The sequence below is a fragment of the Bradyrhizobium sp. AUGA SZCCT0176 genome (assembly GCF_018130145.1).
Classification (GTDB): domain Bacteria; phylum Pseudomonadota; class Alphaproteobacteria; order Rhizobiales; family Xanthobacteraceae; genus Bradyrhizobium.
Genome location: NZ_JAFCMB010000021.1, coordinates 46,435 through 60,834 on the forward strand (window position 1 = coordinate 46,435; position 14,400 = coordinate 60,834).

General features: G+C 62.4%; 11 protein-coding genes and 2 pseudogenes. 6 read left to right on the forward strand and 7 right to left on the reverse strand.

All coding sequences use genetic code 11. The features are described from left to right. Nucleotides 1–108 precede the first annotated feature (108 nt). Entirely contained in the window at nt 109–882 is a 774-nt protein-coding gene (locus JQ600_RS30825; RefSeq protein ID WP_212390882.1) for an alpha/beta fold hydrolase, read from the reverse strand. Between the two features lie 180 nt (nt 883–1,062). After that, nucleotides 1,063–1,533 (reverse strand): Hsp20 family protein, encoded by a 471-nt coding sequence (locus JQ600_RS30830; RefSeq protein ID WP_212211474.1) that lies wholly within the window; start codon nt 1,531–1,533, stop codon nt 1,063–1,065. A gap of 246 nt (nt 1,534–1,779) precedes the next feature. Here JQ600_RS30830 and JQ600_RS30835 point away from each other — a divergent pair, with 246 nt between their 5' ends. Then, nucleotides 1,780–2,727: an alpha/beta fold hydrolase gene (locus tag JQ600_RS30835; RefSeq protein ID WP_212390883.1), complete on the forward strand. Its 948-nt coding sequence runs from the start codon at nt 1,780–1,782 to the stop codon at nt 2,725–2,727. 180 nt (nt 2,728–2,907) lie between these two features. Continuing rightward, the gene (locus JQ600_RS30840) at nt 2,908–3,900 is read left to right on the forward strand and encodes an NAD-dependent epimerase/dehydratase family protein (RefSeq protein WP_212390884.1); all 993 of its coding nucleotides are present in this window, start codon (nt 2,908–2,910) and stop codon (nt 3,898–3,900) included. A 41-nt stretch (nt 3,901–3,941) separates the two neighbouring features. Here JQ600_RS30840 and JQ600_RS30845 read toward each other — a convergent pair. Further along, a pseudogene (locus JQ600_RS30845) lies at nt 3,942–4,562 on the reverse strand (cytochrome C); the annotation flags it as partial. 201 nt (nt 4,563–4,763) lie between these two features. Further along, nucleotides 4,764–6,563, reverse strand: a complete 1,800-nt coding sequence (locus JQ600_RS30850; protein ID WP_212390886.1) for a tetratricopeptide repeat protein — start codon at nt 6,561–6,563, stop codon at nt 4,764–4,766. 184 nt (nt 6,564–6,747) lie between these two features. Here JQ600_RS30850 and JQ600_RS30855 point away from each other — a divergent pair, with 184 nt between their 5' ends. Continuing rightward, entirely contained in the window at nt 6,748–7,383 is a 636-nt protein-coding gene (locus JQ600_RS30855; RefSeq protein ID WP_212390915.1) for a LysE family translocator, read from the forward strand. Between the two features lie 103 nt (nt 7,384–7,486). Here the strand turns inward: JQ600_RS30855 and JQ600_RS30860 are convergent, their stop codons facing one another. Beyond that, nucleotides 7,487–8,239, reverse strand: a complete 753-nt coding sequence (locus tag JQ600_RS30860; RefSeq protein WP_212390887.1) for a sulfite exporter TauE/SafE family protein — start codon at nt 8,237–8,239, stop codon at nt 7,487–7,489. Nucleotides 8,240–8,331: 92 nt separating this feature from the next. On the opposite strand from JQ600_RS30860, the gene JQ600_RS30865 reads away from it, so the two are divergent. From JQ600_RS30865 to corA, 3 genes and pseudogenes are all read left to right on the forward strand, one after another. Further along, nucleotides 8,332–9,225, forward strand: a complete 894-nt coding sequence (locus JQ600_RS30865; protein ID WP_212390888.1) for a LysR substrate-binding domain-containing protein — start codon at nt 8,332–8,334, stop codon at nt 9,223–9,225. 14 nt (nt 9,226–9,239) lie between these two features. Further along, a complete protein-coding gene (locus JQ600_RS30870) occupies nt 9,240–9,887 on the forward strand; it encodes a glutathione S-transferase family protein (RefSeq protein WP_212490251.1) in 648 nt (215 codons plus the stop codon). A gap of 144 nt (nt 9,888–10,031) precedes the next feature. Beyond that, nucleotides 10,032–10,996, forward strand: a pseudogene (gene corA / locus JQ600_RS30875) (magnesium/cobalt transporter CorA). A gap of 79 nt (nt 10,997–11,075) precedes the next feature. On the opposite strand, the gene JQ600_RS30880 reads toward corA, so the two are convergent. Together JQ600_RS30880 and JQ600_RS30885 are read right to left on the reverse strand one after the other, a co-directional pair. Continuing rightward, nucleotides 11,076–12,779 (reverse strand): hypothetical protein, encoded by a 1,704-nt coding sequence (locus JQ600_RS30880; protein WP_212390891.1) that lies wholly within the window; start codon nt 12,777–12,779, stop codon nt 11,076–11,078. A gap of 565 nt (nt 12,780–13,344) precedes the next feature. After that, a complete protein-coding gene (locus JQ600_RS30885; protein WP_212390892.1) occupies nt 13,345–14,313 on the reverse strand; it encodes a tripartite tricarboxylate transporter substrate binding protein in 969 nt (322 codons plus the stop codon). Nucleotides 14,314–14,400: the final 87 nt, after the last annotated feature.

The window sequence follows — 14,400 nt, forward strand, 5'->3', positions numbered from 1 at the left end:
CGAGCCCGGAATCCATAACCACGATCGGGAGTATGGATTCCGGGCCTGCGCCAAGAGGCGCATCCCGGAATGACCAAGGAGTCGGGGGAGCAACAACAGCCCCGGCACCTATTCCTTATGACCCGCCGCCGCGAGGATCAGGTCGGCGATCTCCTTCGGATGCGACACCAGCGACAGGTGACCCGCGTCCAGTTCGACCGTGGTCGCGTTCATGCGCTTGGCCAGAAACCGCTCGAGGTCGGGATTGATGGTCTGGTCCTGCTTGGAGACCGCATACCATGACGGCTTGGAGTGCCAGGCGGCCACGGTGGTGCGTCCCGCAAACAGGGAAACGGCGGTCGGCTCCTGCACCGCGTAGAGCACCTCGGCCTTTTTCGGCGCCACGCCGTTGGCGAAATATTTCAGGAACGAATCCTCCGACAATTTGGTGAAGCCGTCATGTTCCCGGATCCCGGCGCGCACCGGCCCGGCCGGGAATTTTCCGGAGAGCGCGACAAAATCCTCGCCCGCATCGGGGCCGCGCGCGGCGACATAGACCAGCGCCGATACTTTTGGATCCGTTCCGGTCTCGCTGATCACGGTGCCGCCCCAGGAATGCGCGACCAGCACGGTCGGTCCGTCCTGCAGCGCCAGCGCGCGGCGGGTCGCGGCGACGGAATCGGCAAGCGACGTCAGCGGATTCTGTACGGCAGTGACCTTCAGCCCCGCGGCCTGCAGATAGGGGATGACTTCCGACCAGCTCGAGCCGTCCGCCCACGCCCCGTGCACCAGCACGACATTGCGCGCCACCGGCGCCGCCGCCTCGGCCTGCGCCGGGAGTGTGCCAAGCGATCCCGCAAATGCCGTGACCGCGAGCGCCGTTACCAGTTGAACCATCTTCATCGAACCTGCTCCGTGATTTTTTCAGCGTGATGCGCTGCCCATGATTGGAGTTTCGATGCGCGGGGCGTGACGTTACGGTGCTCACGGCAGTGTGAAATCACGAACATCGCGCACAAAAAACGCCCCGGTTTCCCGGGGCGTTTTCGCGTTCAGCCAATATCTGCTGAAAGCCTGATCGCGTTAAGCCGCGACCGCCGAGCTGTCGACGACCCGCGGGGTCTGGGAGCCGTTGCTGATCGGAATGCTGCGCGGCTTCTTGGCCTCGGGAATCTCGCGGACGAGATCGACGTGGAGCAAACCGTGCTCGAGCGAGGCGTTCTTGACCTGCACGAAATCGGCAAGCTGGAAGGCACGCTCGAAGGCGCGCGCCGCGATGCCGCGGTACAGCACTTCGGATTTGTCCTGGCCGTTCTCGTTGGCGGATTTCTCGCCCTTGATCGTCAGCGTGTTTTCCTTGGCGACGATCGAAAGCTCGCCTTGCGAGAAGCCGGAGACCGCAACGCTGATGCGGTAGGCGTTCTCACCGGTGCGCTCGATGTTGTAGGGGGGATAACCGGGGCTGCCGTCTGACGCTGCCTGGTCGAGCAGGGAGAAGAAGCGGTCGAAGCCGACGGTGGAACGATAAAACGGGGCGAGATCGTAGGTACGCATAGGGTAGTCCTCCATTGAGCGACTGTTGCAGTTAACCCGCCCGCCATCGGGCCGGGCTTTCGTCCATGTGCAGCCTCAGATTTCGACTCCGAAACACAGGGGTATTCGGTTCCGAAACACTGGTAGCGGCCTGCACAGAAGTGATATGGGAGAGGCTGAACATCGTTCAAGAGGGGCCAAACCAGGTCCCTTTTTTGATACCCCGCCTTGATTTCCAGCCCGTTTCACCTAGCCGGTTCCCTGTCCATGACGCTCGTCTCGATCCCTGCCAATCCGATTCCGGAGGATGTCGTCAGCGGCACCATCAAGACGCCCGACGGCGCCGAACTGCGCTTTGCGCGCTGGGCGCCGCCGGCGGGCCGCAAGGGCACCGTCTGCGTCTTCACCGGCCGCAGCGAGCAGATCGAGAAGTATTTCGAGACGGTGCGCGACCTGCGCGATCGCGGGTTCGCGGTGGCGATGATCGACTGGCGCGGCCAGGGTCATTCCTCGCGGCGCTTGCGCGATCCACGCAAGGGTTATGTCCGCGATTTCTCCGATTTCGAAATCGACGTCGAAACCTTCGTGCAGCAGGTGGTGCTGCCCGATTGCCCGCCACCCTATTTCGCGCTGGCGCATTCGATGGGTGGTGCCGTGATGCTGCGGGTCGCGCATGCGGGAAAACGCTGGTTCGACCGCATGGTGCTGTCGGCGCCGATGATCGATCTGCCGGGAAGCCGGACCTCGTTTGCGGCGCGCACAATGTTGCGGGTGCTGCGGCTCGCAGGTCAGGGCGGCCGTTACGTGCCTGGAGGCAGCGACGCGCTGACCGGCACCGAGTCCTTCATCAACAATCCCTTCACCAGCGATCCCGTGCGCTTTGCCCGCAACGCCGCGATCCTGGAAGAAGACCCGACGCTGGGCATCGGCTCGCCGACGGTGGCCTGGGCCGACACGGCGTTTCGCGCGATGCACGGTTTTCGCGCGTCGAACTACCCTTCCGAAATCCGCCAGCCGATCCTGATGCTGGCCGCCAGCAGCGACACCATCGTCTCGACCGCGGCAATCGAGGAATTCGCCTATCATTTGCGCGCCGGCTCGCATTTGGTGATCGCCGGGTCCAAGCACGAGATCCTGCAGGAGCAGGACCGCTACCGCTCGCAATTCTGGGCCGCGTTCGACGCCTTCGTACCGGGCACGCCGCTGTTCAAGTGATCAAATCCGAATAGATGCGAGTTTGAAAGGTTCTCGATAGCGATGGCATCGAGGATGACCAAATCGGCTCGGTTGAAAGTGCGGTCCCAACTACCAGGTGTGGTAGGCCCAAGTCCCGATTACGTCTCCGTTAAGTCGCGCCGGAGGAATGTGATCGCGTTGGCGATAGGGGAGGCAGTCATGCGTCTGTTGATTCTGGGCGGGAGCCAGTTTCTTGGGCGCGCGATTGCGGCTCATGCTTGCGCTGCCGGACATGACGTGACGTGCGCCGCACGGGGGCTTGCGGGTCCGATTGCGCCCGGCGCGAAATTTGTTGCCGTCGACCGCGACGTTTCAGATGGTCTTGAGCCGCTTGCCCGCCAGGAGTTCGATGCTGTCGTGGATGTATCACGTCACCCGGGCCAGGTGCGCCGCGCGGTCGCCGCCCTCAAGCAGCAGACCGGGCACTGGACCTTCGTCTCGACAGTAAGCGTTTATGCGGACAATCGCACTCCCGGGCAGCATGCGGACACGGCCCCACTGCGGGCACCCACCGCCCCGGAGGTCGAGTATAGTAGTGAAGAAATCTATGGTGCTGCGAAAGTCGCATGCGAGCAGGCCGTAGGCGAAAGCGCCTTCATTTGTCGGGCGGGTCTTATTGTCGGGCCGGAGGATCCGACGGGTCGGTTCACTTATTGGCCAGCGCGGCTTGCCCGCGGAGGCGAAGTGCTTGCGCCCGGGACACCGGAGGATACCGTTCAGTTCATCGACGTGCGCGACCTTGCCCAATGGATCGTTCATGCCGCGCAAGCCCGCCTGATTGGTATCTATGACGGAATTGGGCCAACGCGCACCCGCGGCGAACTGTTGGCTGAGTGCGCGGCGGCACTGGGTTCATCCTGTACGTTTACATGGGTAAATCGTGCCTTCCTGGAGCAGCACGGCGTCAGACGTTGGGCGGGCCCTCGATCACTCCCTTTGTGGCTCCCTTTGCCGGACTTTGCCGGCTTTGCTACGCGCGACACGACGCCGGCGCGTCATGCCGGCCTCACCTTGCGGCCTCTAGCAGAGACCGCGCGTGACACGCTTGGCTGGCTGCGCACCACCAACGGCACAGTCGTCGGCTTAACCGTCGATGAAGAAAGGGAAGTGCTTGCCGCATGGCATGCGAGGGGCCAGCATCCTGGCAACTGACGACGATGTGATCAATTCTATGACTGCACGGCCTGGCCGGCTGGCGCCGGCAGCCGGTCGGTGATGCGCCTGGGCAGCTTCCGCTCGACGAACAACGTGCGGACGTCGGCGACGCTGAGGTAGCGCGCCTCGCCGTCGCCCTTGCCGAGAATGTCGAGCAGGACCGGCCATTCGCCCTTCATCATGATCGGATAGGTCCAGCGCGCCTTATCGCCGTCGCGCTTCAGATTGTCCGCCATGAAGGTCTCGATCTGCTTGGCGTTCAGCCCGGGCTCGGTGCCGCCATCGGGATTACGGTATTCCTGGCCGAAGCTCGCGAAGCGTTCGATCTGCTCCAGATTGACCTGTCCATCCACTTCGAGGATGCGAGAGCCGGCGCCATGCTTGTCGAGCGGGCCGTTGCGCAATTCATCGAGAATTGCGCCTGATGTCACGCTCCTCAAGGGGTGGCCGTTTGCTATCATCGCAATTCCGTAGGTGAGCACCTTCGCCCGGATCAAGCCCATTCCCGTTTTGCCGCTCGCCAGCCCGATGTCGTCGGTCAGCGTGCCGAGGGGCACGATGTGGCCGTCGACATAGCCGTTCGCGACCAGCGCGCGCAGGAACGGGCAGGGATTATTCGGAGAGACGGCGATCTGCGTGGCCGGTGCTTGGTCTGGCATGGATCCAATCCTGAAAAGGCAGCGAATATGAAAAAGACAATAGGCGTCAGTCTGAAGGGGAATGGATTCGAAAGGGGAATCCGCCGGTCGTGTACTACTTCAGGGTGCAAACGATTTTCGCCGGATTCGAAGCCGTGTCAACCAGAGGCCGAAGACGTGGCCGGCCGGGATGACAATTTGGCGCAAAGGTACGCGGCCTCTTCAGGAATCGGCGGCAAGCTTCGGCGCGGACTCGACGAGCGTCAATCTGGTGGAGGGAACGCCGGCCTTCAGCAGGCCGTCACGGTAATGGGCGATGTCGTCAGGTCGTTTCCAACGGAAATTGCTCAAATGCCGTTCGACGGTAAAGCTTGGATAGTTGTGCAGCAGGACTTCAGCGGCGTTGGCCGCTTCGTCGGCGCGCCCGAGTTGGGCGAGTGCTGCCGCCCGGATCGCGAGCGCCTGAAGATGATTGGGATTGATATACAGCGCCTCGCGTGCCCAGGACAGCGACGCATCATATTGCCCGACGAGGTAATGACTGAACGCGTTCAAGGCGGCCCATTGATATCTTGGGTCGGAGTTGCCGCGTTGCGCCGCCATTGAAAACAGTTCGATGGCCTGCCGATGTTCGCCGGAGGCGAAGTAACACATGCCAAGAACGCCGCGGGCGCCCATGTCATACGGGTTCAGCCCGACCGCCCGGTTTGCGGCGTCCATGGCCGCCTCGTAATGTCCTTCCACGGCGTGCAGAAAGGCAAGAATCTGAAACGCGAAGGAAGAGCGCGGATCAAGCCGGACGCTGCTTTCCGCGAGATCCATTGCGGTGGTCCATAATACGCGTGTGCTCTTGATCCATCCGAATTGCACGCTCTGGATCATGATCGTGGCGAGATAGGCGCGGGCGATCGACAGCGTCGGATCGAGCGCGATCGCCTCCCTGAACAGGCCGATCGAGGTTTCGAAATCGGCTTTGGTCTGCAGGTAATAATAGGAAAGCCCTTTGAGGAAGCGGTCCCATGCGGTCAGGTCGTTCGACGACGGCCGGGGAGGGGCGGAAGCCTCGGCCCGGTAGATCTCGGCCGCGATCGCCGCCGACAGGCTGGTGGTGATCTCGTCCTGCATCGCGAACAGGTCGCCCATGTCACGGTCGTAGCGGCCGGTCCATAATTGCTCGCCGTTCTCGGGCGCGATCAGCTCGGCGGTGACGCGGATCTTGCTCGCGGCGCGGCGCACCGAGCCCTGGATCAGGTAACTCGCGTCGATCTCGCGGGCGATCAGGCGGGTGCTCAGGTTCTTGCCCTTGAAGGAGAACGTCGAATTGCGGCTCAGGACCCGGTAGAACGATTGCAGCGACAATGCGTGGATCAGGTCCTCGGTGAGGCCGTCGGAGAAATACTCGTCGGCGCTCTCGCTCAAATTGGCAAACGGCAGCACGCCGACGATCGCGGTCCGGTATTGCGCAGGCAGGTTCGCAGGATCCCTCGCCTCGCGGCTGCGGTGGTCCGCGCCTTCAGGCTCCCAGGTCCAGACGCTGACCGGCTCCTCGATGTTCTTGAAGCGATGCGGACCGGCATCGACCAGGGGAACGCTGAGACGCTTGCCGGCCTCGCCATAGGCCTTACCCGAGACCGCCACGCCACCCGGGGCGGCCACCGATTCGAGCCGGACGGCGATGTTCACGTCGTCGCCGAACACCTCGTCCTCGTCGGCCATCACGTCACCCATATGGATGCCCATACGGAATTGCATCACGCGGTCGGTGGGCAAATGATGGTTTCGTTCGGCCATCATCATCTGCATCGCGACCGCGGCCTCGATGGCGCCGACGATGCTGGGAAACTCCAGCAGGAAGCCATCGCCGGTGTTCTTCACCAGACGGCCGCCATGATTGAGGATGATCGGGTAGATCGCGGTCCGGTGAGCCTTGAAAGTGGCGTGCGTACCCGCCTCGTCGGCTCCCATCATGCGGGAATAGCCGGCGACATCAGCGCAAACGATGGCGGCTAGCCGTCTTTCCATGTATCCCCAAAACTCCCGCACTTGCATACCACTATGTGGTTGGCCAAGCGATTCCAATGATTATTAAATACGCTGTATCTGGCGGAAGGCCGATCCAGAAGTGATAGTAACGCAATCCAATTGTGATTGGCATGCGCTGGACCAATGGATTGTCACGAGGGAACTGGTCAAAATCATGGGCGAGCTGCTCGGCATAAACGAACTCTGGTTGTTCATCCTCTCGGGGGTGCTGCTCAACGTCACGCCGGGGCCTGATACCGCCTACATCATCGGCCGCAGCATCCAGTTGGGGTGGCGCGGCGGGGCGGCGGCCGCGCTCGGCATCAGCTGCGGCTGCCTGGTTCACGTGTTCGGCGCCGCGATTGGGCTGTCGGCGCTGTTGCTGACGTCGGCGGCCGCATTCACCGTCCTGAAGCTGGTTGGCGCGGCCTACCTGGTGTTCACCGGCATCCAGATGCTGCTGTCGCGCCAGAGTCCGGTCGCCGACATAGCCGTGCAGAACGATGCCACCCCGCTACGCCGGGTGTTCTGGCAGGGGGCCTTGACCAACGCGCTCAATCCCAAGGTGGCGCTGTTCTTCCTGGCGTTCCTGCCGCAATTCGTGGCCGCTGATTCGCCGCACAAGACGGCGGCCTTCCTGGCCCTCGGCCTGATCTTCATCTTCAACGGCACGCTGTGGTGCCTCGGTGTTGCGGCGTTCGCGTCGAAGGCCGCCGCCCGCATCCGGCACTCCGAGCGCGTGATCGCCTGGATCAACCGCGTGCTCGGCGGGATGTTCGTCTATCTCGGGTTTCGCGTGGCGATGCTGCAGACCCGCTGATCTACCCCATTTGGGTGAGGCGTCTTTCAAGCCAGTTCGCGTCAGGAAAACGCGTCAAAGCAAAAGACCTGGAATCTGGTTCTGATCCAGCCAGAACCGGGTTCTAGCCGTGAATTTTCAGAAACCCGCCGACGGCGAGATAGAGCCCGAGGAAAATCATCGCGATCAGGAACCAGCGGCGGAACACGTCCGGATGCATCCGCGTGCGCACCGCCTGGCCGATGAACATGCCGGCAAAGGACCCCGCCATCGCCACCGCGCCCGGCAGCGCGGTTGCGGCCGTCAACAGGCCCGCCGCGGTGATGTTGAAGGCGAGCGCCACGGTAGCGACCGTGAAGAACACGCCGAGCGCCTGCACCAGTTCGTCCTTCTGCATGCCGATCGCCTGCATGAACGGCATTGACGGGATGACCTGAACGCCGGTCGCGGCCGAGATCACGCCGGTGACAAGGCCGACGATGCCGCCGATCCACTTCTCGTCGCGGTGCGCGACCTTGAAGCTGAATTTGCACAGGCCCACGATGGCATAGATCACCAGCAGCACGCCAAGGATGACGGTGCCATAGGCCGCATAGGGTCCGGTCAGGAGCCCGCCGTTGAGCCAGATGCCGATCACGGTGCCGACCATCAGCGGCCACAGCCGCCGCATGATGTCGCGCAAGTAAGGGCCGCCGAAGGTCTGCCAGATATTGGTGACGATCGCCGGAACGATCACGATCGCGATCGCCTGTCCGGGGGCCATCGTCAGCGCGAGCAGCCCCATCGACACCGTCGGCAGGCCGAGCCCGATGACGCCCTTGATGAAACCGGCGAGCAGGAACGCGGCCGCAATGAGAATGAGCATGGAATCGATCATGCGGCCACATTGACCGATCGCGCTATCCGGCACAATCTGGAGATTACGGAGACAGCATTCGGCCAGGCCGAAGGCAGATATCGGGATTCGTGATGCGCTTCGATCTGGTCGATCTACAACTCTTCATCGCCGTGGCCGAGACGCGCAGCATCACCAATGGCGCGAACCGCGTGCATCTGGCGCTGGCCTCGGCCAGCGCGCGCATCAAGGGGCTGGAAGCCGCGCTTGGCGTTTCACTGCTGCAGCGAGGCCGCCGCGGCGTCGAACTGACGCCGGCCGGCGAAAGCCTGCTCGATCACGCCCGCATCGTCATGCACAATGTGGACGCGCTGCGCGGCGATCTCGCCGCCTTCTCGCGCGGCGTCAAGGCCACCGTCCGCTTCCTCGCCAACACCTCAGGCCTGTCCGAATATCTGCCGAAGGCGCTGGCCGCGTTCCTGAGCCAGCATCCGCATATCTCGATCGACGTCGAGGAGCGCGAAAGCGCCGACATCGCGCGGGCCATCGCCAGCGGCGCTGCCGATCTCGGGCTCGCCGCCGAACATGCGCTGCCCGACGGCATCGAGCGGATCCCCTACAGCGAAGACCGCCTGGTGCTGGTCACCGCGCGCCAGGACGAACTGTCGAACCGGCGGCAGGTCGATTTTCGCGAGGTGGTGGAGCGGGATTTCGTCGGCCTGATCACCTCGAGCGCGCTGCACGCGCATGTCACCGGCCACGCCGCGCGGCTCGGCGCGCGCTTGCGGTTCCGCGCCCGGCTCAACAATTTCGATGCGATCGGGCAGATGGTCGCTGCCGGCATCGGCGTCGCCGTGATGCCTGAAGTGGCGGCCAAGCGCTGCGCGCGGTCGATGAAGATCAATGTCGTCAGGATCAGGGATCCCTGGGCCAACCGCAGGCTTGCGATCTGCGCCCGCAGTTTCAAGTCGCTGCCGAAGCCGGCGCAGCAACTGGTAGAACATCTGCGCAAGATGGCGCCGAAGTAATTTGGAGAAAGAAAATGCTCAAGGTCTGGGGACGCCGAAGTTCGTTCAACGTCCAGAAAGTCATGTGGCTGATCGGCGAACTCGATCTTGCCCATGAGCACATCGACGCCGGCGGCTCGGCCGGCGGACTCGATGCGCCGGCTTTTCTCGCGATGAACCCGCACGGCCGCATTCCCGTGATTAAGGACGGTGAAGCTGTGGTGTGGGAATCGCATGCGATTCTCCGGTATCTGGCCGCGCGCCACGGCGCTGGTCGATTCTGGTCAGATGATCCCGTCGTCCGCGCCGCCGTCGACGGCTGGATGGACTGGTCACAAACCGCGCTGCAGCCGGATTTCCTCACCGGGGTGTTCTGGGGATTTTACCGGACGCCGGAAGCAAAGCGGAACTGGCCGGCGATCACCGCGGCGCTGGCGCGATGCGCCAGGGATTTCGAAAAACTCGACCGGTTGCTGGAGGGACGCAGCTTCCTGCTCGGCGAGACCTTGTCGCTCGCGGACATCACGGCCGGGACGTCGCTCTATCGTTACTTCGAACTGGAAATCGACCGCCCGCCATTGCCGCAGGTCGAGCGCTGGTACCGCACGCTGCAACAACGCGAGGCGTACCGGACCCACATCATGATCCCGTTCGGCGAATTGTTCGGGCGGCTGGATTATTGATGGGCTGTACTCATAAATTAACGCTCGGCCCGCAAGCAAAATCCGAGGGCGTGATGCAGGCGCTGCAATGCTGCCACAAGAATTGTCCGGGCAATTTATGTGGTAGGGTGTGCACCCGCTCATCATGTTCGGAGGAAGCTTGTTGTGAGCGTTGTGGCAGCCCACCTGTACCGTCATGGCAAGAATGTCAAAGCCGTTTCGCTGGATGAGCCCATCGATTGCAAGGGCAAGTCCGAGTTTGTCTGGATCGGGCTATTCGAGCCTTCGAAACGAGAGCTTGAGCAACTCGAGAAGAACTACGGGCTTCATCCGCTCGCGATCGAGGATGCGTTCAAGGCAAACCAACTGCCGAAAGTTGACGTCTACGGCGACCAGCTGTTTGTCATGACGCGCACGGCTCATCTTGAGCAAGATCACATCGCCCATGGCGAAACAGCGATTTTTGTCGGAAGGAATTTTATCATTACAGTTCGGCATGGCTCGGCTCGGGCGCACAGCGAACTGCGCGCCCAACTCGAAGCGGCTCCCAGCTTGCTGGACCATGGTCCGGATTATGTCTTGCACGCCATCCTCGACTTTATCGTTGATGGATACCTGCCGGTGATCGAGACGATCGAGGAACACGTTCTCAAGAGGAGCAGAGCGCGCTCGACAGCTTCCTCAGTCGCGCAGACGTCAAACGGCTCTTTGGGCTGCGCCAGGAACTGATCCGCTTTCAGCGAATTATCGGCCCCATGATGGAGGTCTGCGGCCGGCTCGTACACCTTGAGACACCGTGCCTCGATGCCAACGCCCGTCCCTATTTCCAGGACGTCCTGGACCACGTGCGGCGCGTCGAAGCGATGGTGAACTCGTTGCGAGACGTGCTGACTTCGGTTTTCGAAGTGAGCAATCTATTGGAGCAGCAGCGTCAGAGCGCGATTACGCGGCAGTTGGCCGCGTGGGCCGCGATCTTGGCCGTGCCCACCGCGATCGCCGGGATCTACGGCATGAATTTCGAAAACATGCCCGAGTTGAAGACGCAATACGGCTACTTTGTCGTCGTCGGCGTTATCGCCCTGCTTTGCGCGGTGCTTTATGTGCGTTTCAAACGCGCTCGATGGCTCTGATACGAGTTCGTGGCCCGCCCAAGTCGGTGGCAATTGATCTGCGGCGCCCAACCTGGCGTAGCGAACCTGGCAACCGTCATCACTTCCTGCGCCAGATATCCAGCAGTGCTTCGGCCTTCGTTCGCAGCGGCAATCGTTCGTTGGTCAGCGCATCGAGGAAACCCGCAATGCGTTGCGACTTTGCCAGCGTATAGAGCGTGAGCGCGGCGAAAGCGGCTGCCGTTACGGCTACGTAAATTGCCTTTGCCGCGAGATGATGGTCGGTTGCGGCGATCAGGCTGCTCATGCCGAGGAAGCCTGTCGTGGTGGTGCCGATCAGGCCGATCATGGTCACGACGGTCAGCCTGAGGAAGATGTTCGACTGGCGACGCAGCAGATCGCTGTCGAGATAGGCGCCCATGTCCTTCAACTCTTCCCGAATCTCGATGTACAGGCGATCGGTGCCGAGATGTTTGACGAGGGCATGGAACACCTCGCGCGTCTGCACGTGCTCCGATACATCGTGAAACCAGTAGCGGTGGGTGAAGCGATGGAATATTTCGAGCAGGCCCCTGATCTCGGCGCGGAATCGTCGCACGGTTTCCTGCTGCTCGATATTGAGGCGCGTGACAGCGTGCACCAGGCGGTCGGACATCATCAGCAAGGCGCCCTTGTGCATGTGCGCGATCAGCGCCAGCAGAAAGAACTGATGACGGAACTGGCCAAGAACGCCGCGCTCCGCATCCATGAATACGGGTCTCGCGGCGTCGCCGACGATCAGGAACGCGTGATCGCAACACATCACGCGCGTGCGCAGCCGGGCGTCGGATTGCGTTTCGTCATAGTACCTGTCGTAGCAATGGTTTTCTTCGAAGCTCGCCAGATATTTCTCGGAATAGGGCAGCGCGTGCCGGTCGCCGGGCGCGTTCGCGTAGGCAAGCCGGGCGAAGTCCGCCCGCGTCAGCTGCTCCGGATGTTCGACGGCGAGATAAGCCATCAAAGGCATGCGATAATATTCGAGGTGGCGGAACCGCAGCGCTCCCGCCTGATCGGAGTGATGGGCCGCCATCGGGTTGAGCAGATATTGCCAGTGCGCCGCGAGCGGCGGCGCCCGCTCGCGACACACCGATGCCAGATACTGCTTTCTGTCCTCGTAGTCCGACACCGCGAGCACGCGCCCGTCTGCCGCCAGCCATTCCACCTTGCGGGGGCAGTTGATGCCGTCTCCCTCTGCGGTCCAGCCCGCAGGATAGGCGCGGCCGAACCGGTGCAGGGTGTCCTGCACCACGTCGAGCGGCAGGTCGGAGCCGGACACTTCGACGGCGAGAATGACAAGGTCGACGTCATAGAAGAAGTAAAGATCGACATGCCGGACATCGAAGACAACAGGTGTGACCCGGTCGGGGAAAAGGATCCGCACCGCTGCCACGTCGGTCCGGCGATAAGCCTTTATCGGGGATTCACCGTAGGCGGCCATGGAGCGGCGTTTTGCGCCTTCGCCGTAGAGAAGACGCTGCACATAGGGCAGGAATGTCACGAATTCGCGATAGTGCCGTTCCTGGAAGGCGTCGGGATCGGCGCAGAATTCATCATCCACTTCCTTCCAGACCCCGCCGGCCCCCTTCTCGAGGAGCTCCCAGTGATGATGGATTTGCGAGCCTTCCTTCAGCGGCAGCAGTTGAAGCGGCCAGAGCAGGATCTGGTGGAACGTGCGCACCAACGGTGTGGATTCGGGCGTGGATTCGATCGGCTCCGATGCCCGGCGCGCCTTGGAGTCCCGCCCGCCGATCGTTTGCGACACCATGGCACGTCCTCGACATTCGGGTTGGAGGCCTCAATGCTGAACCATACCGCAAAAGCACCGGCATTGTCCGCGTTGCTGTCGCACGCTGCAAGCGCGACGCCAATTCCGCATTGCAGCGGGAATGACGCCATGACCAATGGACGACATTCTCGAAAGGAGTAGGCTAGCCAGCGTCTCATGCCTTTCTCAGGAGGTCAGACCATGACACGGCACCTTTTCTTTGCGATCACGCTCATAGGCACCGGAATGCTCCTCAATGCACAGGCAGAAGCACTGACAGCCTCGCGATGTGAGGATCGAGCCGCAAATTGCGTTGGCAGATGTGCCAACCCCACCGGTGGGGGCGGTGACTGGCGAGGGCATCAGAACAAATGCATGCTCTACTGCGACCGGCAGGTGAGCAGCTGTCTGATCCGCGCGCGATACTAGCCGCTACGCCCCGTGTTGGCGGAGGCACCACGAGGATTTCGTTGCGGCGTCATTTTGGCCCTCCCGCGCGGAAGCGAAAGGGGCCGCAAGGCGTGAGCACAGCGCCGTTCTTGAAGAGAATTGCGCCTGGAGAGAATTACTTCGCCGTCTCGAGGCCCGCGTCCTTGATTACCTTCGACCACTTCTTGATTTCTGAGTCGATGAAGCCGCGGAAATGCTCCGGCGTGTCGCCGGCAACCGTGAGGCCCTGATCGGCCAGTTTTGCCTTGACGCTGGGATCGGCCATCGCCTCGTTGGCGATGCGGTTCAGCTCAGTGACGATCTTCTCGGGCGTGCCTCCTGGCGCGATCATGCCGTACCAGTTTTCGATCAACAGATCGGGCATGCCGACTTCCGCCGTCGTCGGCACATCGGGCGCGGTCGGCGCGCGCGTGGGGGAGCCCAGTGCAATTGGCTTCAGGGAGCCCGCCTTGATATGCGGCAGGATCACCGGCAGGTCGAGGAACGTCATCTGCACCTGCTGGCCGAGCAGGTCGTTGATGGCCGGCGCCGCGCCGCGATAGGGCACATGCACGATGTCGAGTTTTGCGGTCAGCTTGAACAGCTCGCCGGCCAGATGCGGCAGGCCGCCGACGCCGGCGGAGGCAAAATTGAGCTTGCCGGGCTGCGCCTTGGCGAGGGCAATGAGTTCGGCCATGTTGTTGGCGGGAACGTTGCTGGCCACGACCAGCATTTCCGGCACGGTCACCACAAGCGTGACCGGTGCGAGGTCCTTCCGCACGTCGTAGGGCATTTTTTCCAGCGACGGGTTGATGACGAGCGAGCTCGCGCTGGTGATGCCGATGGTGTAGCCGTCGGGTGCGGCTTTCGCGACCGCGTCGGTGCCCAGCACCCCGGCCTGTCCGCTGCGATTTTCAATCACGATCGGCTGCTTGACCAGTTCCGACATGCGCTGGCCGACCACGCGGGCGATGATGTCGTTCGGCCCGCCAGGTGGGAACGGCACGATCAGTTTGATTGGTTTGGTCGGAAAATCCTGTGCCGTGCCCGCGGCCGGCCATAGCAGCAGCGACAATCCGGCCGCCAGCGCCCCCCAAATCCTCATGCAAGCCTCCCTGCGCAGATGTCTAAAGCGTCTGTCGCGTTGCGGCTTATAGCAGACTTTTTGTCCGGCGGGTTACGTCATCGCTGC